We start from the raw sequence: 18,379 nt of genomic DNA on the forward strand, positions 1-18,379 counted from the left end.
TCAGGCGTGAACGGCGCCGGCGCTGTTCATGGCAGGGTTCTCGATAATCCGGCCGGTATCGGCGGCATAGAGATGGATCGCATTGTGGTCGATCGCGATGCCGATCGGATCACCCGATTTCACCGTCACGGCCTCGGTCAGCGCCACAGCAAAGGGCAGCCCGTCGAAATCGGCATGAACGACGCGGCTTGCGCCGAGCTCTTCGATGAAATCGGCCGTTGCCACCAATGCGCCGGGCGCATCCGGGGCTACCAACCGGGCCGCCTCGGCGCGCATGCCGAGCACGACGCGCTTGCCTTTCAGCAGCGCGGCCCGTTCGCGTGGCAGCGCGATTCTGCGGCTCTGTTCGTAGACGAAGACGCTATCATCGTTGATCGTGCCTTCGAGCAGGTTCATCGCCGGCGTGCCGACAAAACCGGCGACGAAGCGCGACACCGGATGATGATAGACCTCTTCCGGCGTGCCGACCTGCTCCACCCTGCCGCCGTTCATCACCACCAGCCGGTCAGCCAGCGTCATCGCCTCGGTCTGGTCGTGCGTGACGAAGATCGAGGTGGCACCGAGGCGCCGGTGCAGGCGGCGGATTTCGGCACGCATGGCGATGCGCAGCTTGGCGTCGAGGTTCGACAAGGGTTCGTCGAAGAGGAACACCTTCGGCTCGCGGATCATCGCACGGCCCATGGCGACGCGCTGGCGCTGGCCGCCGGAAAGGGCGGCAGGGCGGCGGTCGAGGAAGGGTTCGAGGCTGAGCGCCTTGGCGACCTCGGCAATGCGACGGCTGCGCTCCGCCTTCGCAACACCGGCCACCTTCAAGGCGTAGCCGATGTTCTCGGCGACCGTCATGTGCGGATAGAGCGCATAGTTCTGGAACACCATGGCGCAGCCGCGCTCGCGCGGCTCCAGCTGGTTGACGACGCGGCCGTCGATGGCGATTTCGCCGCCGCTGATTTCCTCAAGCCCGGCGATCATGCGCAAGAGCGTGGACTTGCCGCAGCCGGAGGGGCCGAGAATGACGATGAATTCGCCGGACTGGATCTCCAGATCGACGCCATGAACGACGGGATGCTTGCCGTAGCTCTTCTTCACATCACGGATTGAGATCGGTGCCACAGGACTGTTCCTTCACTTCTCGGTGGAGATGAGGCCACGCACGAACCAGCGCTGCATCAGGATGACGAGCACCAGCGGCGGCGACATGATGATAAGTGTGCCTGCCATGGCGACGTTCCAGTCGGGCAGGCCGAATTCGGACGGGATGAGGGTCTTGAGCTGCGTCACCGCAATGCCGAAATTCGGATCGGTGGTGACAAGCAGCGGCCAGAGATACTGGTTCCAGGCCCAGACGAACATGATGGTGAACAGCGCTATCATGTTCGACCGCGACAGCGGCAGCAGTATGTCGACGAAAAAGCGGACGGCACCGGCGCCGTCCATCTTCGTGGCCTCGGCGAGCTCGTCGGGGACGGTCAGATAGAACTGGCGATAGAGGAAGGTGCCGGTCGCGGTGGCCACCAGCGGCGCCACCAGTCCCGTATAGGAATTCAGCAGGCCCCATTCGAGCTTGATCTGGATGCCAGACACCCAGGCGACGAGCCCGGTAATTCCCGTGATGTCGAGGATCGCCTGGAACGGCGCCAATGCATTCGCCGCAATCGAATAGGTCGGCACGATGCGGACTTCGAGCGGCAGCATCAGCGTGATGAAGATGATCCAGAAAATCAGATACCGGCCACGGAAACGGAAATAGACGATCGAAAAGGCAGCCAGCGCGGAAAGGATGACCTTGCCGGCGGCGACCGACGTGGCGAAGATGATGCTGTGAAGCAGCTTGTTGCCGAGATCGGCGCGCACCCAGGCTTCGTGCGCGTTTTCCCAGAAATGCGAGCTCGGCATCAGCGGCAACGGCACATGATTGACCGTCTCCAGATCGAGTGTCGATGCGATGATGACGATGGCGAAAGGCAGAAGCGCGATCACCATGCCGAGCGCCAGAACCGTGTAGCAGACGAAGTTGAATATCGGCGTGCGTTCGATCATGTCAGCGACCTCACTTGTAGTGCACGCGCCGCTCGATGAAGCGGAACTGGAAAATGGTGAGAAGGACGACGAGCGCCATGAGGATGATCGACTGGGCGGCGGCCCCCGAATAATCGAGCCCCCTGAAGCCGTCGAAATAGATCTTGTAGACCATCAGTTCCGTCGCCCGCGCCGGACCGCCCTGAGTCATGACGTCGACGATACCGAAGGAATCCTGGAAGCTTTCGGTGATGTTGATGACGAGCAGGAAAAACAGGGTCGGCGTGAGCAGCGGCAGCTGGAGATCCCACATGCGGCGCAGCGGCCCGGAGCCATCCATGGCCGCGGCCTCGATCAGCGAACGCGGAATGCCCTGAAGCGCCGAAAGGAAGAAGATGAAATTATAGCCGATATATTTCCACGAAAAGGCGACGATGACGGCGATCATCGCGTCTTTGCCGTCGAGCGCCGGGTTCCAGAGACCGGGCCACACTTGGTTGATAACAGACAGGAGGCCTGCCTCCGGCGCCAGAATGAAGCGGAAGGCGAGCCCGAGAGCGGGAGCAGCGATCGCATAAGGCCAGATGAAGACCGACCGATAGATTTTGTGGCCGCGCAGTTCACGATCCGTCAAAAGCGCCAGGATGAGCGCAAACCCCATTGCAATGATCGTCGAGCTAAAGGCGAAAACCATGCTGCGGCTGATCGATTCCCAGTAGATCGGGTCGCTGAGCAATTGCTTGAAATTGTCGAAACCGACCCAGGCATTGCCGCCGCCCCATGGCTGCTCGAGCGTGAACGCCCAATAAAGCGCCTGCGCGCTCGGCCAATAGAAGAAGACGAAGATCAGCAGCAGCATCGGAAACGCGAAGAGCAGTCCGATCGTCGTCGAGGAGAAGGTGACGCGCTTTTCCATGGGGTGGTCGTTTTCGGCCTGGTTTGGTTTAGGCGCGGGCGGCGACTTCGCCTCCGCAGCCGGTATGAATGTATAAGGACGCCCCCAGTCCGCAAGTGGACCGGGGGCGGCTCATATCGGTTGATCAGGGAAGCTGAACGTTCTTGTAGGTCTGCTGGAAGCGGCGCAGCAGTTGATTCCCGCGATCGGCAGCGCCGTCGAGCGAAGCCTGGATATCGGCGTTGTTGACGAAGATTGCCTGCAGACCGTTGGCGATCTCGGTGCGGACCTGCAGCAGGCCGCCGAGGCGGATGCCATGCGGAACCGTATCGTCAGCAGGCGATGCGGTCAGGCTCTGAATGGCGAGCTCGCGGCCGGCATAAGGAGCCTTGTCGTAGAAACCCTGCTTCTTCAGATATTCAAAGCCGGAGTTACGAACCGGAATATAACCGGTGACGGTCGACCAGGTCAGCGCTTCTTCCGGCTTGGCGATGAAGTTGAAGAAGGCAGCGGCAGCCTTGTATTCGGCATCGGTATGCCCCTTCAAGACCCAGAGCGAAGCGCCGCCGACGAAGGAACTGTGACGGGTTGCATTGCCGTAGGTCGGGAGCATTGCCACGCCCCAGTTCATGCCCTGCTTGGCGGTACGGCCGATATTGCCATGGTCACCGACGGAGGTCAGGATGACTTGGCAGTCGCCGGCAGCAAAGGCTTCGACGAAGGTCTGGCCGACGGCCTTGTTCTTGATGACAGCGAGCTTGTTGTCGTACCAGGACTTGAGGTCCTTGACGTAGCTGACGAGAAGCGGGTTCTTGTTGAACACCAGCTCGGCGTCGAGACCTTCGAAGCCGTTCTTCTTCGTCGCGATCGCTTCGCCGTTGACGGCTTCAAATTGCTCGATGTACTGCCAGACTTCGTTGTTGGAGATGTCAAAACCGAGAGGGCAGGCATAACCTGCGTCCTTCAGAGCTTTGAAGTCTTCACCGGCTTCCTGCCAGGTGGTCGGAGCATGGTCCTTGCCGATCTTGGCGAAGGCGTCCTTGTTCCAGTAGAGCAGAGCAGTCGATGAGTTGAAGGGGAAGGAATACATCTCGCCCTTCGACGTCGCATAATAGTTGGCGATCCCGGAGAAGTAGTCTTTCCAGTCGACCGTGTAGCCCATGTCGGTCATCAGCTGGTTTGCCGGGTAGAAGGCGCCGGAAAGCATGATGTCGAGCGTGCCGGCGTCGGAAACCTGGGCGATTGTCGGCTGCTTGCCGGCGCGGAAAGCGGCAATCGTGTTCTGCAGGGAAGCGTCGTAGCTGCCCTGGCTGGTGCAGACGACTTCATAATCGGTCTGCGACTGGTTGAAGCGATCGCACTGTTCCTGGACACGCTTTGCGATATCACCGGAATTGCCGAACCAGAAATCAATCTTGGTCTTTTCGGCGGCGGCAGCGGGCCCAGCAAGAACCGCTGTGGCGAGAAGGGCGCGAACGGCGCCGAGAAGCTTGGCTTGCATGAGAACCTCCAACGTAGAAAGGGGCGCGCTTTAAGCGCACGCCCATTTAGCTGGTTCAAATTGCCGCCGCCAATGAATATTACATGACATGAAATGTTAAAAATCTAGTCGTCACAAAAGTGACATGCAATCGTTATTCACAGCTCCAAGAGAAATATTTCGAGAATATTTGGAAAGACATTAAATATATTTCAAGCTTTCCGCATCTGCTTTCGAAGAGTTGTAATTTTTCAACGCCTTCAATATCTATCTGTATTGCGAAAGAGCACCCCTATTCCAGCAGCCTTTGATAACGAAACTTGCGAAAAACATGGGCATTTTTGCCGTTGCACTGCTGTGCAACGCCCGGTTTTGGCCCAAAATCACAGGGAATCCTTCAAGATTGCAGCAAACTGCGGATCGAATGCACGGCTGATGGGTCCGGCTGCCGCCCCGAGCGCCACCGACCAGGGATCTGCCATGCCGGGCTGCAGCCGTGGCAGCATCCGGCCGCGCCTCTCGGCGATCGAAGGCAGCAGCGGGCCGATCGCCGCGATCAGCCTGTTCACCAGCGCTTCCGGTGCGCTGCCGCAGAGGATCACCGTCTGCGGATCGAAGACCGTTTCGATGAGATGGATGCTCCAGCGCAGGTCCGCCGCCGCCGCCTCGATCCAGCCTTCGATGCTTGGATCCCCGCTGGAGGCGAGTTCATTGATGCGCCCATGGAGATCGGGATCGGCGGGATCGGCCGAGAGATGCTGGTAGAGCGAGGCGAGCGAGGCACGGTGTTCGAGCGGTGTCGTTTTACCGTCGGCAAAGAGCAGCGCCATGCCGATCTCGCCGGCATTGCCGTTGGCGCCGCGATAGAGCTCGCCGTTTAGGATCAAACCGGCGCCGATGCCGTAGCCGACGAACAGGCAGACGGCATGGTCGATGCCGTGGGCGGCTCCCACCATGCGCTCGGCGGTCGCAGCCGCTGCCGCATCGTTCTGAAGACCGACATCGAGGCCAGTGCCGTCGCTCAGCGTTTCAAGGAGCGGAAACTTCTGCCAAGCCTCCATCATCCAGGGATCGTCGCCGCTGCCTTCCATGCCGAACGGGCCAGGCATTGCGGCGCCGAGCCCGACCAGCCGTTTTTCCGACTGCTGGACGATACCGGCAAGCCTGGAACGCACGCCGGCGACGAGATCGAGAATGACCTTCGTTCCCGTCGACGGACCTCCGGGCGGCAGCCCGGCTTCTGCGCGTACGAGAACGCTGCCGACGAGGTCGACGGCGACCGCCCGCGTCACGTGCCGGTCGATCTGGAGGCCGATCGCGAAAGCACCTTCGGGCACCAGGCCATAAGGCGTCGAGGGCTGGCCCCTGCCCTTGCGCACAGCCTCCTGCGAACTGACGAGGCCATCGCGCGCGAGTTCCTCGATGATATTCGACACCGTCTGCTTGGTCAGCCGCGTCGCCCGCGCCAGATCGGCGCGCGAGAGCGCACCGTTGATCCTCAAGGCATCGATCATCACGCGCCGGTTATGAGCGCTGGTGCCTTCGTGATTGGTGCCGCTCTTGGCTCGGATCGGCCTGATGTCGTTCATGTGTCAATTGCCTCTTGACTCCAGTAGAATGTTGGCGAAGTAATAAGTCAAGACATTTGACTTAATAAGGGACCGGAGAGTTCCAGGGAACGCAGGAGGCCGCGAAGGGCCTCCACCGACGCTCCGAGATGATGACCAGGCGCGCTTTTTTTCACGCGTGCCCTCTCGAAAACCGATGGCGGCGAAACCGCCCTCGGCCATGCGTAAATTTCAAAAACTGGAGGCTGCAATGCTGAAATCTCTCAACAAGACGCTTCTGGGTGCGGCCTTGATCGGCGCATCCTTTGCTCCGCATGCTTTCGCCGAAACGACGCTGAACGCGCTCTTCATGGCGCAGGCCGCTTACAGTGAGGCCGACGTGCGCGCCATGACCGATGCCTTCGGCAAGGCGAACCCCGATATCAAGGTCAATCTCGAATTCGTCCCCTATGAGGGCCTGCACGATAAGACGGTGCTGGCCCAAGGTTCCGGCGGCGGATACGACGTCGTCCTCTTCGACGTCATCTGGCCTGCCGAATACGCCACCAACAAGGTGCTGGTCGACGTCTCATCCCGTATCACCGACGAGATGAAGAAAGGCGTGCTGCCGGGCGCCTGGACCACCGTGCAGTATGACGGCAAATATTACGGTATGCCGTGGATTCTCGACACCAAATACCTCTTCTACAACAAGGAAATCCTGGAGAAGGCGGGCATCAAGGCGCCACCGAAGACTTGGGACGAACTGGCCGAGCAGGCAAAGACCATCAAGGGCAAGGGTCTGCTCGCCACGCCGATCGCCTGGAGCTGGTCGCAGGCCGAGGCCGCCATCTGCGACTACACCACGCTCGTCAGCGCCTATGGCGGCGATTTTCTGAAGGACGGCAAGCCAGCCTTCCAGAGCGGCGGCGGTCTCGATGCGCTGAAATACATGGTCGCGAGCTATACATCGGGCCTGACCAACCCGAACTCCAAGGAATTTCTGGAAGAAGACGTCCGTAAGGTCTTCCAGAACGGCGACGCCGCCTTCGCGCTGAACTGGACCTACATGTACAACATGGCCAACGATCCGAAGGACAGCAAGGTCGCGGGCAAGGTCGGCGTCGTGCCGGCTCCGGGCGTGGCCGGCAAGAGCGAGGCTTCGGCCGTCAACGGCTCGATGGGCCTCGGCATCACCTCCGCCAGCAAACACCCCGACGAAGCCTGGAAATACATTACCTTCATGACCTCGCAGGCGACGCAAAACGCCTATGCCAAGCTCAGCCTGCCGATCTGGGCCTCTTCCTATGAGGACCCTGCAGTCACCAAGGGCCAGGAAGAGCTGATTTCCGCCGCCAAGGTCGGCCTCGCAGCCATGTATCCGCGCCCGACGACGCCGAAATATCAGGAGCTGTCGACCGCGCTGCAGCAGGCGATCCAGGAATCCCTGCTCGGCCAGTCCTCTCCCGAGGATGCGCTGAAATCGGCGGCCGAAAACAGCGGCCTCTGAGCCCGGCATGACCCGGGCGGCGCCCGCCGTCGCCCGGTCTCCAGAACCTGTGAATGAAAAGGGTTGCCTCGATGTCGGGCACTTGGCTGACAACCCGCGCGTGGCTTTTGATGCTGCCGCTTCTCGTGGTAATGATCTCGGTGATCGGCTGGCCTCTGGTCGATACCGTCAGCCTCTCCTTCACCGATGCCAAACTGGTCGGCACCGAGGGCAGCTTCGTCGGCATCGACAATTACGCCAAGATGCTCTCCGGCTCGAATTTCCAGCGCACACTCATCACCACAGCCTGGTTCGCGATTGTCTCGGTCGCAGCCGAAATGGTGATTGGCGTCCTTGCGGCCCTGCTGCTGAACCAGCAGTTTCGCGGCCGCACCGCGCTGCGCGCCCTGATGATCCTGCCCTGGGCGCTGCCGACCGTCGTCAACGCCACGCTCTGGCGGCTGATTTACAATCCTGAATATGGCGCGCTGAACGCCGCGCTGACCCAGCTCGGCCTGCTCGACGCCTACCGCTCCTGGCTCGGCGAACCCGGCACGGCGCTCGCTGCCCTCATCGCCGCCGACTGCTGGAAGAACTTCCCCCTGGTGGCGCTGATCGCGCTCGCCGCACTCCAGGCCGTGCCGCGCGACATCACCGCCGCCTCGCTCGTCGACGGCGCCGGCCCCTTCGCCCGCTTCCGCTTCGTCATCCTGCCCTATCTCGCCGGCCCGCTGATGGTGGCGCTGGTGCTGCGCACGATCGAAGCCTTCAAGGTGTTCGATATCATCTGGGTCATGACCCGCGGCGGACCGGCCAACAGCACCCGCACGCTGTCGATCCTGGTCTATCAGGAAGCTTTCTCCTTCCAGCGCGCGGGCTCGGGCGCTTCGCTCGCCCTGATCGTCACGCTGCTGGTGACGCTGCTCGCTGCCGGCTACGCGGCCCTGGTGCGCAAGACCGCCGGGAGTGCCAGCTGATGGAACGCCAAAGCCCGCTCTTCTCAGTCTTCATTCATCTCTCAGCGCTGCTGCTTGCCGCCGTCATCCTGGCGCCGATCCTATGGCTGTTCATCATGAGCATCTCGCCGGCCGCCGACCTTGCGGCAAAGCCGCTGCGCTGGTGGCCGCAAGCCGTCGATTTCTCGCGATACCAAGTGCTGCTGTCGACGCTCGAAAACAGCGCCGGCGCCGCCTTCACCTCGTCGCTGCGCAACAGCGTCGAGGTGGCCGGCATGGCGACGATCGCCGCCATCGCGCTCGCCATTCCGGCCGGCTGGGCCGTGTCACGTACGCCTTCCGTCGGCTGGTCGCTGTCGATGGTAATCGCCACCTACATGCTGCCGCCGGTAGCGCTCGCAGTTCCCCTCTATATGGGCCTCTCCCATCTCGGCATGCTGAACAACGTCTTCGGCCTCGCCCTCGTCTATCTCACCATTCTCGCGCCCTTCACCACCTGGCTGATGAAGTCGGGCTTCGATTCCATTCCGCGCGAGATCGAATCCGCCGCGATGATCGACGGTGCCGGCCTGTTCCAGACGCTCCGGATCATCACCTTGCCGCTCGCCGCCCCCGTGGTCGCGACCTCGAGCCTTTTTGCATTCCTGCTTGCCTGGGATGAATTCTTCTATGCGCTGCTCTTCACCTCGGACCAGCGCGCCAAGACGCTGACCGTCGCCATTGCCGATCTCGCCGGCGGCCGCGTTTCCGATTACGGGCTGATCGCGACGGCAGGCGTGCTCGCCGCCCTGCCCCCGGTGCTGATCGGTCTCGTCATGCAACGCGCCCTGATTTCGGGGCTCACCAGCGGCGGCGTCAAGGGATGAAGATGACAACAAAAAGAAACCGGCCCGCCGGGCTTGCGGCGATCGACCGCGAAATGGCCCACCAGCACGCCGATGCGATCGCCTCCTATGAAACGGCCGGGCCGATGGCAGCAAAGGCCGCCGCCTCGCTTGAGAAAACCGGCCGGCTGCTCCTGATCGGCATGGGCGGCTCACATGCCGTCAATCGCGCCGTCGAGCCGCTCTATCGTGGTCTTGGCATCGATGCCGTTGCCCTGCCACTGTCCGAGCAGCTCGGCCAACCGCTTCCGATCGCCGGCAGAACGATCTTCGTCACCTCGCAATCGGGCGAAAGCGCTGAGATTGTGCGTTGGTTCAGCGAGACCGGAGGCACGTTGGAAACTTTCGGCCTGACGCTGGAAGCCGGCTCGTTCCTGGCAAGAACCGCCCCGTCGCTCCTTGGCAGCGGCGGCACCGAGCTTGCCTTCGCAGCCACCCGCAGTCTGACGGTGACTTTTGCTCTGCATCTGGCAATCCTTTCCGCGCTCGGCGAAGATCCCGCAGCCGCGCTTGCTGTCCTTGAAGCGCCTGAAGACCACGAGATCGCCGCCGCCCTCGCCGCACTCGAAAACGTCGCGACCATCGTCACCTCGGGCCGCCGCCTGCAAGGTGTTGCCGAAGCATTGGCGCTCGGATTGACCGAGCTGTCGCGCCGTCCGTGCTTTTCTTTGGAGGGCGGTCAGCTCCGCCACGGTCCGATGGAGATGCTCGGGCCGGAGATCGGCGTTGTGCTGTTCCGCGGTCAGGATGAAACCGCCGGCCTGGTTACAGCAATGGCACAGTCCGCCGTCGAGACCGGCGCCCCCGTCATCCTGTTCGATGCCTCCACAGAAGCTGCGGTCACCGGAGCAGTGACGATCCGCTTTGCTCCAGCAACAGGTCTTGCCGCGATCTTGGCCATGCTGCCGACGGCCCAGCGACTGATGATCGGCTTTGCCGAAACCCGCGTTGAGAATGCCGGAACACCGATCCGTTCAACCAAGATTACCCGGAGCGAATGAATGCGGCCGCTTGCAGTCATCGGCAACGTCAATGTCGACCTGATCCTCGGGCCGGCTGCCCCTTGGCCGAAAGCCGGGACGGAGATCATCGTCGACCATGACGAGCTCAGGGTCGGCGGCTCCGCCGGCAACAGTGCGCTCGCCTGGCAGGCGCTCGGCATCGAATTCGAGATCGCCGCCAATATCGGTAGTGATCAGTTCGGCCGCTGGCTGGCCGAAGCCTTCGGCCACCGTTCCGAGAAGTGGCCGGTGCGCCCTGAACAAACGACCCTCTCCGTCGGCATCACCCATCCTGGCGGCGAGCGCACCTTCTTCACGACGCGGGGCCACCTGCCGCGCTTCACCCTGGCCGATGTCTTCGCCGTCATCGACGGCGCAAGGCTTCGCGGCGGCTACGCACTTCTCTGCGGCGGCTTCCTGACCGACGATCTGACGCGCCAATATGACGCCTTCTTCGACTGGGCCGAGAGCCATGACATCGCCGTCGCCCTCGACACCGGCTGGCCGCTCGACGGCTGGACCGAGCAGAATTGCGCTGCGACACGCGTTTGGCTGTCCCGCAGCCGCATCGCGCTGCTCAATGAGGTCGAGACGACGACGCTTGCCGGCATCGCCGATCCGATCGAAGCCGCACGGCACATTAGCTCGCATATGCCGCAAGGTGCGATCGTCGTCGTCAAACGCGGCCCCGATGGCGCAATCGCGATCGGGTCTGACGGCCAACTGGTTTCGGTGACTGCGCCTATTGTGACGGTGGTCGATACCATCGGCGCCGGCGATGTCTTCAACGCCGCCTTTCTCGCAGCACTGGCAAAGGACGAGCCTTTGATATCTTGCCTGAGGGCGGGAACCGAGGTCGCCTCGCGCGCCGTCTCCACCCTTCCCCGCAGCTATGGCGACACGAACTCTCGTCAGGAGCCACAGTCATGAGCGCCCTCGATATCGAAAATATCTGCAAGACCTATGGCGACGTCGAGACGCTGAAAGGCATCGATATTTCCCTGGAAAGCGGCGAATTCCTCGTGCTGCTCGGTTCCTCCGGCTGCGGCAAGTCAACGCTCTTGAACATCATCGCCGGCCTGGCCGAGGCGACGAGCGGTGATGTCAGGATCGGCGGCCGCTCGGTGCTCCGCGTGCATCCGAAGGACCGCGACATCGCCATGGTCTTTCAGTCCTATGCGCTCTATCCCAATCTGACGGTGCATAGGAACATCGGCTTCGGCCTGGAAATGCGTAAAGTTCCGGCGCCGGAGCGCGACAGGGCCGTGCGCGATGCGGCATCGCTCCTGCAGATCGAAAATCTGCTCGATCGCAAGCCGAGCCAGCTCTCCGGCGGCCAGCGGCAACGCGTCGCGATCGGCCGTGCCCTGGTGCGCAAGCCGGAGGTGTTCCTCTTCGACGAGCCGCTCTCCAATCTCGACGCCAAGCTGCGCATGGAAATGCGCACCGAGATCAAGCGCCTTCACCAGATGCTGAAGACGACAGTGGTCTATGTCACCCATGACCAGATCGAGGCGATGACGCTAGCGAGCCGCATTGCCGTCATGCGCGACGGCCGCATCGAACAACTCGGCACGCCTGAAGAGATCTACAACAGTCCGGCGACGCTCTATGTCGCCACCTTCGTCGGCGCGCCGCCGATGAACCTGCTCAAGACAACCGTCCGGGATGGTCGACTGGTGCTCTCTGGTTCCGGTACCAGCCTGCCTTTGCCCGTCCGCTTCGGTAAGGCGGCGGCCGATGGCCGCGACCTGATCCTCGGCATCCGCCCCGAGTCCCTTCGCACGGCTGGATCCGGGGCTTCGCTCGAGGCAACTGTGGAGGTTGCGGAGTTAACCGGCCCGGAGCTCGTCGTCACCGCCCTGGCGGAGAACCAACGGCTGATGGCCTGCCTGCCGCCGCGCACGCTGGTCCCCGGCGACGAAAAACTCACCCTCTTCGTCGACGAGGAGGCGATGCATCTCTTCGATGCACAAACCGGTCTCAGTTGCCTCCGCGAGCAATAGAGGGGTCAAACGGTCGTTCGCTCAATTCGCCGCGTCGGCCGGCTTGCGCTTGTAGACGTGGATATAGTCGACGAGCAGGATGGAAGGGTTCGGCGTTTCATCGATCGGCCAACCCGAGCCGAGCGCCAGGTTCACCAGCGGGTAGAACGGCATGTGGAACTCCTTCGGCGTATCGAAGCTCCAGAGGTATTGGCGATCGAGATAAAAGGTCGTCTTGTCGGCCTGGATATCGACGCCGTAGGTATGATACTCGCTGTTCAAAATTCCGTCCTGGACGGTCTTCCAATAGCCGCCATTGGAATTCTCACCGCCATGGGCCTGGCGCCAGATATGAAAACCCATGCTGAACTCGTAGGGCGCGCGTCCATAATATTCCAGCACGTCGATCTCGGCGGTGTATTTTGACCGGTCGAGCCCGATGAGCCAGAAGGCCGGCCACACACCCTTGCCCGGCGGCAGCTTCATCCGCGCTTCGAAATAGCCGAATTGCTGCGAGAAGCCTTCGCCTTTCGGGTTGACCGCCGAGAGCAGGCCCGACCGCCAAGTTCCATCCTCCCCCTTGCGCGCTTCGATCTTCAGGATTCCCTGATCGTTCGCAAACGGGAAATCGGGCGCCGGATCCGTGAAGCGGGCGTCGCCGAAGTCGCCGTTCCAGGGCGTGTGAGCGATCCAGCGGGAGCTTCTCTCTCCCCACGCCGAGACATCGAGGCCGTCGAAATTCTCCTCGAAGGTCAGCTGATAGGCGTCCATGTTGATCGGCTCCTGGGCGACACTAGGCCGGCTCGGCAACGCCCCCAGTCCGAGAACAACGAGCAACCCAAAACTCTTAGAAGATATGCCGTAACGCATTGCGCTCCTCCGAAACCACTAAAACAATCGTTGGGCTGCACGGGTCTTTTTCATGAAATGACAACTCTGCTCCGTCGCAGCACGAGCCTGTGAACGACGATGGTCTCGATGCCGTCGGGCCTTCCCAGAACCTGCCAGAGCAATAGCGCGAAGACCCAGAAGATTGTCGCCGCCGCCGCGCCGCAAAGCGCCAGGCTGACGATCAGGCTGAAGCCGGTTGGCATGGCGGCGAGATTCGGCTCCATCCAGAGCAGGAAAGCGATCATCGGCAGGCTCGCGGCCAGAGGCCTGCAAAAGGAATTCAGCTGCGCAGCAAAACTCGCCCCGATCAACCGCCGAGTGATGATGAGCGTCACGGCATAAGCGACGAGAACCGCCACAACACGCGCGCCAAGCGCACCCGCCACCTGAAAATAAACGATACCCAGGATGGTGACCGGGACTCTGACTGCGAACTCGGCAAACATCCGCAAGGCGAGGGAACGGGTCTTGTCCATGACCATCGCCAATGCCGGCACTATGTTCGTCGGAAGACCGAGCAGGCTCAGCAGGCACAGCCATTGCAGAATTGGTGCGGCGGATGCCCATTTCTCGCCGACGAGGATACGCACCGTCGGCTCGGCCAGAAAGGCAAGTGCAATGAGAATGGGCGCCGCGACGAAGGTGATTGCACCCGTTGCCTTCAAATAGGCGGCAACCAGGTTGCGACGGTCCTCGACAGTGGAGAACGCCGCCATCAGCGGACGCAGCAACGGGCCGACAAAGGTCTGATAGGGAATGCCGGCGATATTGTCGGCGACGCTGAAGGCGCCAAATGTCGACAGCCCGGCAAAACGCGGCAAAAGCAGTCGGTCGAGCTGCCAATTAATCGCGCTCAGCACCTGCGACACGGTATTCCAGCTGATCATGTCCTGGAAACGCTTCCACTCCGACAGGCTGAACTTCGGCCGCATCGGCGCAAAGACATAGGAGGTGATCATCGCCGCCGTCGGGCCGGCGACCGCCCCGGCCGCGAGCCCCCAATAGCTGCCCGTCGCCACCGCCACCCCTGCCCCGAACAGCAGCGTCGATCCCTTGGTGATGAGGTCGAGCGCGAATTCGCGTTTGAAATCGAAACGCTGCATGAAAAGGACCATGCGCGGACTGATCATGCTGCGCATGGCCGGCGCGATCGAAAGCACCGCGACAAGCGCAAAAAGTCGGGAATCGTCGTAGATCACGGCCATCGGCCAGGAAATGATCATCATCAGCAGGGTGATGGCCAACCCTCTCAGCAGGCTCAACGTGAAAGCCGTCGCAAACATCTCGTCGGAAGGGGACGGCTGACGCATCAGGGCCTGCGTCAACGGCAGATCCAGGATCGCCTCGATGATGACCAGAACCGATGTCGCAATGGCGACCAATCCGAAATCCGCGGGACTCAACAACCTTGCAAGGACGAGAAGACTGACGAAATCCAGCAGTCGCGCGAGGAATTTTCCGCTGATCGTCCAGATGCTCGCCGTCGCCGTCCTCTGAGATAGGCTTGACATGATCTGTCTATTCCTCGTCGGCAGATTGAGACGGTTTCGATCGCGGCAGCAAGATAGGCAGCTCCAGTCTTGTCCTCAAACCGGTCGTCTATTGAAGACGTCGACCGATCGGTCGGCATGGGTGGAGAGCTGTTGCTCGATGAGCCCGGCCATCCGATCGCGGAAAACCGCCGAGGAAAACTTCAGCGAATGCGCGCGGATCGCTTGCGGATCGATATCGTCCTCCACCTCTTCGAACGCCGCGATGGTTTCCAGCAGGGCTTCAGTGGTTTGCTGAGCGAAGCGAAAACCGACCTGCGGCGAAGATACCGTTTCCCTTGCGCCGCCGGCGTCGAAAGCAAGCACCGGCCGGCCCGATGCCATGGCTTCTACCGGCAGGATGCCGAAATCCTCCGTGCCTGGAAACAACAGGGCACGGCATCGCGAGAGGTGATCACGCAGAACATTGAACGGCTGGTGGCCGAGGAATTGGACAGTCGGGCCGGCGATCGATTTCAGATGAGGCAACTGTTCTCCCTCTCCGATCACGATGAGCTTACGCCCGGTCTCGGTACAGGCGCGAACGGCGATATCCGGCCGCTTATAGGCCGTCAGCTGGCCGGCATAGAGATAGAATTCGCCCTTCCCCTTCCCGACCGAAAAATCATCGGTGGCAACCGGGGGGTGGATGACGATGGAATCCCGATCGTAGAAGCGGCGAATGCGGTTTGCGACATAGTCGGAATTGGCGACGAACACGTCGACGCGAGAAGACGTCGTCACGTCCCAGGCACGCAGCATCGGCGCGGTGACCGACATCAAGGCCCGTCCCATCCACGGCAGGCCATGGCGGTAGACGTGGAACTGATCCCAGATGTAGCGCATCGGCGAATGGCAGTAACAGACATGGAGAGCGTCGGCGCGTGTAATGATGCCCTTGGCGGGCCCTGATTCGCTCGACAGTACGAGATCGTAGTCTTGCAGATCGAATTGCTCGAGCGCGAAGGGCATCAGCGGCAGCATTTTGGTGTAGTGCCGCTGCGCCCCGGGTATCTTCTGCAGAAAGGACGTGTGGATGTTCCGCGTCTTGAGAGAATCGCTGATGCGATCCCGGTTGCAGACGAGGGTGAAAATATCAGCCTGCGGAAACATGCGGCACAATTCTTCAACAACCTTTTCGCCGCCGCGCATTGAGACGAGCCAGTAATGCACGATGGCGACGCGCAGTTGCCTGGTTTCCTTGACGCTTCCCGCCTCGGCCACGCGTCTTTTCGCCATCACGGGCGCGTCGCCGAGAAATGCCCTTGCGTCGGAAAGAGAGGTTGTTGCTTTAAAGGTCAACGGAATACTCCTTGTGTCGCCACACCATCTGTCAGTTCGCGAACTGCATTCGTCGAAAGCAGGCTGCAATATTCGGCAAGGAGAGCGTCGCGCCATTCCTCATGCGTCGAGGCGAGATCTGGCGACATCAGGAAGGCCCGCTCGCTCATGGCGCGGATTTCGTGCCTCGGCATTTGGCTAAATCGCGTCAATGTGTCGGCAAAGGCAGCTTCATCAGCCGTGTCGCAGGCAAACGCCATACCGGCTCGTTCCATTTCCTCGGCGAGAAAGGCGCTGCGCGACATGATGACCGGCAGACCGCTCCTGGCCGCTTCGATCGCCACCAGGCCGAAAGGCTCGGGATAACGCGATGGCATCAACAGGGCGCGCGCCTTGCGGATGGTGGTGCCGATCTCCGCATGCGATTGCCAGCCGACGGCCCTGACGTGATCGCCGGAAGCGGCGACCAACGGCATCAGCGGGCCGTCCCCGATCACGCAGAGCCTGGCGCCGGCTCTGCGTGTGGCGGCCACGGCATCCTCCACGCCCTTTTCCGCGTCGAGCCGCCCGATGAAGACAAATTCGTCGTTCGCCTCCGCCTCGACACGCTCTATCGACAAGGGGGCGACGGGATTGCGGATCGTCGTCAACCGCTCGGGCCGATAGCCGGCGCCGACGAGAAACCCAGCCATCTTCTCATGCAGCAAGATGATCCGGCCGAAATCGGCCTCAGCCCTCAGCAGCCGGAGGATATTCGAGCCGCGGGCGAGCCGCCACAATTTGTGCGAATAACTTCTCTTGTCGCAAGCCGTCGCAATGCAGCCGGCACCGAGCGGACGCCGAAGGCAGATCTCTTGCGCCTGGTAATCGAAAAAGGCGCCATTGGGACAGGCAGTGAAGAAGTCATGCGCGTGAATCACGCATCGTCCTGCGACCGGAGCCAGTGCCCTGAAAAGCGCGGGGGACAGGATCTGATGCCAGCCATGGACGTGATAGACGGTATTCGCCGTATCCTTCGCGGCAATCCAGTTCGCGACCATGCGGGCAGCCGCACCATTGTGAATGCCGGTCACGAAAGCCTTCGCACGCTCGGCGCTAAGCAGGTCGCGGCTGTTCAATCCGACCATGGCGACCCCGAGAGCAGCAAGTTCCGCATTGGCGGCGTCATCCCCACAAATATAAGTCACGGGAATATCCAGGCCGCGAAAAAGCTTGGCCGAGAGCACCGCCAGCCCCGTCGCGCCGCCCCTGGCCACCGAGTAGTCGTCGATGACGACCACGCGATCAATCCTCGTCGTGCCGCGGCCGGCAAAGCGGCTGACATTTGCGGCGGATCGGAGGGCCCCAGGAAACGACAGGCTCATCACTTCGCCGAAAACGCGCCATTCGCACAGGCCTCGAGCGCCTTGCGGTTAAGTATTCGGATCTTGCCCTGCCCTCCGTCGACAATCTTGCATTCCCGCAGGCGCCGCAGGCATTGATTGACCTTCTCGCGGGACGCCGGCAGCGTTGCGGCCAGATCGTTTTGCGAGATGATCACTTCGTTGCCACTGTTTGCGGCATCTTTTCCGTAAACAGCCGAGAGCCGCAGCAACGTGCTCGCCAGTCTTGCCTGAAGGGTCGACGCCGCGTTGGCGATGATCCTATCTTCAAGCTCCGAGACACGCGCCAAGGCCCTTGAGAAGACTTTTTCGCGGAAGCACGAATCGCTAGCATACATGTCGCGCAGCAGCCGGCCTTCGAAGAAATGCAGCTCGCAATTGGAACTGGCTCGGTATTCGAGGTTCAGTGTCTGCCGGCGCAAGACTTCAAGCTCGCCGATCAGACCTGTTTTCGGAATGATTTCGACGATGAATTCCCTGCCGTCGGGCAGCATCGTACTTGCACTGACCAACCCCGAATGCACGCGCGCGAACATATCGACAAGGACCCCGGCCCCGGCAATGATCTCGCCACGACGGAAACGCCGTACGCTCGAGCGGCAGGAGAGGAATTCGTCATCGATGACGATGCGACTGTTGAGGTGAATTCCGCCGCTGGCCGAGATCGCGCCTTTGCTGATGCCGATCCTGCGATCTGATGCATGTGTGATCCCGTCCATGCAATTCACTCCTGATACTAGAATGGTCTCTCACTAATGCTGCACTGCATCAATTATATTGGATTATTACGTTAGTCAAATAACATCCGCGCAAATCTAACGTAAAATTTAAGTCTACTTCAGAAAAAATCATAATAGCCACCGGTATAAAATCAAACTTTCTAAAATACACGAGTACCATTGGCCACATCGAACAAAACTGCATATAAAAAGGACTTATTGAATTAAAAACAAGCAGATATTGAAGTACCGATATAAAAATAATGATTGAATTCACACAGAACGACCGACAAAAGCAGATTATAGAACAAATTAAAAGAATTG

At 61.0% G+C, this 18,379-nt stretch carries 16 protein-coding genes; 6 read left to right on the forward strand and 10 right to left on the reverse strand.

Annotated elements, in window-relative coordinates:
• The 5 genes from HJB91_RS25360 to HJB91_RS25380 all read right to left on the reverse strand — a co-directional run bounded on the left by HJB91_RS25360 (nucleotide 1) and on the right by HJB91_RS25380 (nucleotide 5,980).
• A complete protein-coding gene (locus HJB91_RS25360; protein WP_221156068.1) occupies nucleotides 1–1,110 on the reverse strand; it encodes a sn-glycerol-3-phosphate import ATP-binding protein UgpC in 1,110 nt (369 codons plus the stop codon).
• A gap of 12 nt (nucleotides 1,111–1,122) precedes the next feature.
• On the reverse strand, nucleotides 1,123–2,037 hold the full coding sequence (locus tag HJB91_RS25365; protein ID WP_221156069.1) for an ABC transporter permease subunit: 915 nt from the start codon (nucleotides 2,035–2,037) through the stop codon (nucleotides 1,123–1,125).
• Between the two features lie 10 nt (nucleotides 2,038–2,047).
• Nucleotides 2,048–2,932 carry a carbohydrate ABC transporter permease gene (locus tag HJB91_RS25370; RefSeq protein WP_210630027.1) on the reverse strand — a complete coding sequence of 295 codons (885 nt, stop codon included), beginning with the start codon at nucleotides 2,930–2,932 and terminating at the stop codon, nucleotides 2,048–2,050.
• A 124-nt stretch (nucleotides 2,933–3,056) separates the two neighbouring features.
• On the reverse strand, nucleotides 3,057–4,412 hold the full coding sequence (locus HJB91_RS25375) for an extracellular solute-binding protein (protein ID WP_210630026.1): 1,356 nt from the start codon (nucleotides 4,410–4,412) through the stop codon (nucleotides 3,057–3,059).
• Between the two features lie 362 nt (nucleotides 4,413–4,774).
• Complete coding sequence (locus tag HJB91_RS25380; protein WP_210630025.1) at nucleotides 4,775–5,980, reverse strand: ROK family transcriptional regulator; 1,206 nt, start codon at nucleotides 5,978–5,980, stop codon at nucleotides 4,775–4,777.
• 229 nt (nucleotides 5,981–6,209) lie between these two features.
• Here HJB91_RS25380 and HJB91_RS25385 point away from each other — a divergent pair, with 229 nt between their 5' ends.
• From HJB91_RS25385 to HJB91_RS25410, 6 genes are all read left to right on the forward strand, one after another.
• Nucleotides 6,210–7,448, forward strand: a complete 1,239-nt coding sequence (locus HJB91_RS25385; protein ID WP_210630024.1) for an extracellular solute-binding protein — start codon at nucleotides 6,210–6,212, stop codon at nucleotides 7,446–7,448.
• 71 nt (nucleotides 7,449–7,519) lie between these two features.
• Nucleotides 7,520–8,404, forward strand: coding sequence for a carbohydrate ABC transporter permease (locus HJB91_RS25390; protein ID WP_221156070.1), 885 nt, complete (start codon nucleotides 7,520–7,522; stop codon nucleotides 8,402–8,404).
• On the forward strand, nucleotides 8,404–9,249 hold the full coding sequence (locus HJB91_RS25395) for a carbohydrate ABC transporter permease (protein WP_210630023.1): 846 nt from the start codon (nucleotides 8,404–8,406) through the stop codon (nucleotides 9,247–9,249). Before HJB91_RS25390 ends, HJB91_RS25395 begins: the two co-directional genes overlap by 1 nt.
• A complete protein-coding gene (locus tag HJB91_RS25400; protein WP_221156071.1) occupies nucleotides 9,246–10,268 on the forward strand; it encodes an SIS domain-containing protein in 1,023 nt (340 codons plus the stop codon). Before HJB91_RS25395 ends, HJB91_RS25400 begins: the two co-directional genes overlap by 4 nt.
• The gene (locus HJB91_RS25405) at nucleotides 10,269–11,198 is read left to right on the forward strand and encodes a PfkB family carbohydrate kinase (RefSeq protein WP_221156072.1); all 930 of its coding nucleotides are present in this window, start codon (nucleotides 10,269–10,271) and stop codon (nucleotides 11,196–11,198) included.
• Nucleotides 11,195–12,274 carry an ABC transporter ATP-binding protein gene (locus tag HJB91_RS25410; RefSeq protein WP_210630020.1) on the forward strand — a complete coding sequence of 360 codons (1,080 nt, stop codon included), beginning with the start codon at nucleotides 11,195–11,197 and terminating at the stop codon, nucleotides 12,272–12,274. Before HJB91_RS25405 ends, HJB91_RS25410 begins: the two co-directional genes overlap by 4 nt.
• A 21-nt stretch (nucleotides 12,275–12,295) precedes the next feature.
• Here the strand turns inward: HJB91_RS25410 and HJB91_RS25415 are convergent, their stop codons facing one another.
• The 5 genes from HJB91_RS25415 to HJB91_RS25435 all read right to left on the reverse strand — a co-directional run bounded on the left by HJB91_RS25415 (nucleotide 12,296) and on the right by HJB91_RS25435 (nucleotide 18,055).
• A complete protein-coding gene (locus HJB91_RS25415; RefSeq protein WP_221156073.1) occupies nucleotides 12,296–13,123 on the reverse strand; it encodes a glycoside hydrolase family 16 protein in 828 nt (275 codons plus the stop codon).
• Nucleotides 13,124–13,173: 50 nt separating this feature from the next.
• A complete protein-coding gene (locus HJB91_RS25420) occupies nucleotides 13,174–14,655 on the reverse strand; it encodes an oligosaccharide flippase family protein (protein ID WP_221156074.1) in 1,482 nt (493 codons plus the stop codon).
• Between the two features lie 75 nt (nucleotides 14,656–14,730).
• Nucleotides 14,731–15,975 (reverse strand): glycosyltransferase family 4 protein, encoded by a 1,245-nt coding sequence (locus HJB91_RS25425; RefSeq protein ID WP_221156075.1) that lies wholly within the window; start codon nucleotides 15,973–15,975, stop codon nucleotides 14,731–14,733.
• Nucleotides 15,972–17,318, reverse strand: a complete 1,347-nt coding sequence (locus HJB91_RS25430; RefSeq protein WP_221156076.1) for a glycosyltransferase family 4 protein — start codon at nucleotides 17,316–17,318, stop codon at nucleotides 15,972–15,974. Before HJB91_RS25430 ends, HJB91_RS25425 begins: the two co-directional genes overlap by 4 nt.
• A complete protein-coding gene (locus HJB91_RS25435) occupies nucleotides 17,318–18,055 on the reverse strand; it encodes a Crp/Fnr family transcriptional regulator (protein WP_210630015.1) in 738 nt (245 codons plus the stop codon). The genes HJB91_RS25430 and HJB91_RS25435 overlap by 1 nt, the downstream gene beginning before the upstream one ends.
• Nucleotides 18,056–18,379 lie beyond the last annotated feature (324 nt).

This window comes from Rhizobium sp. NLR10b (genome assembly GCF_019685435.1).
GTDB lineage: Bacteria > Pseudomonadota > Alphaproteobacteria > Rhizobiales > Rhizobiaceae > Rhizobium.

What these genes read in the sequence shown, in the direction of transcription:
- HJB91_RS25405 (WP_221156072.1), top strand. Translation starts at nt 10,269, where the DNA reads ATGCGGCCGCTTGCAGTCATCGGCAACGTCAATGTCGACCTGATCCTC.
- HJB91_RS25410 (WP_210630020.1), top strand. Translation starts at nt 11,195, where the DNA reads ATGAGCGCCCTCGATATCGAAAATATCTGCAAGACCTATGGCGACGTC.
- HJB91_RS25380 (WP_210630025.1), bottom strand. Translation starts at nt 5,980, where the DNA reads ATGAACGACATCAGGCCGATCCGAGCCAAGAGCGGCACCAATCACGAA.
- HJB91_RS25400 (WP_221156071.1), top strand. Translation starts at nt 9,246, where the DNA reads ATGAAGATGACAACAAAAAGAAACCGGCCCGCCGGGCTTGCGGCGATC.
- HJB91_RS25415 (WP_221156073.1), bottom strand. Translation starts at nt 13,123, where the DNA reads ATGCGTTACGGCATATCTTCTAAGAGTTTTGGGTTGCTCGTTGTTCTC.
- HJB91_RS25430 (WP_221156076.1), bottom strand. Translation starts at nt 17,318, where the DNA reads ATGAGCCTGTCGTTTCCTGGGGCCCTCCGATCCGCCGCAAATGTCAGC.
- HJB91_RS25420 (WP_221156074.1), bottom strand. Translation starts at nt 14,655, where the DNA reads ATGTCAAGCCTATCTCAGAGGACGGCGACGGCGAGCATCTGGACGATC.
- HJB91_RS25375 (WP_210630026.1), bottom strand. Translation starts at nt 4,412, where the DNA reads ATGCAAGCCAAGCTTCTCGGCGCCGTTCGCGCCCTTCTCGCCACAGCG.
- HJB91_RS25395 (WP_210630023.1), top strand. Translation starts at nt 8,404, where the DNA reads ATGGAACGCCAAAGCCCGCTCTTCTCAGTCTTCATTCATCTCTCAGCG.
- HJB91_RS25370 (WP_210630027.1), bottom strand. Translation starts at nt 2,932, where the DNA reads ATGGAAAAGCGCGTCACCTTCTCCTCGACGACGATCGGACTGCTCTTC.
- HJB91_RS25365 (WP_221156069.1), bottom strand. Translation starts at nt 2,037, where the DNA reads ATGATCGAACGCACGCCGATATTCAACTTCGTCTGCTACACGGTTCTG.
- HJB91_RS25435 (WP_210630015.1), bottom strand. Translation starts at nt 18,055, where the DNA reads ATGGACGGGATCACACATGCATCAGATCGCAGGATCGGCATCAGCAAA.
- HJB91_RS25390 (WP_221156070.1), top strand. Translation starts at nt 7,520, where the DNA reads ATGTCGGGCACTTGGCTGACAACCCGCGCGTGGCTTTTGATGCTGCCG.
- HJB91_RS25385 (WP_210630024.1), top strand. Translation starts at nt 6,210, where the DNA reads ATGCTGAAATCTCTCAACAAGACGCTTCTGGGTGCGGCCTTGATCGGC.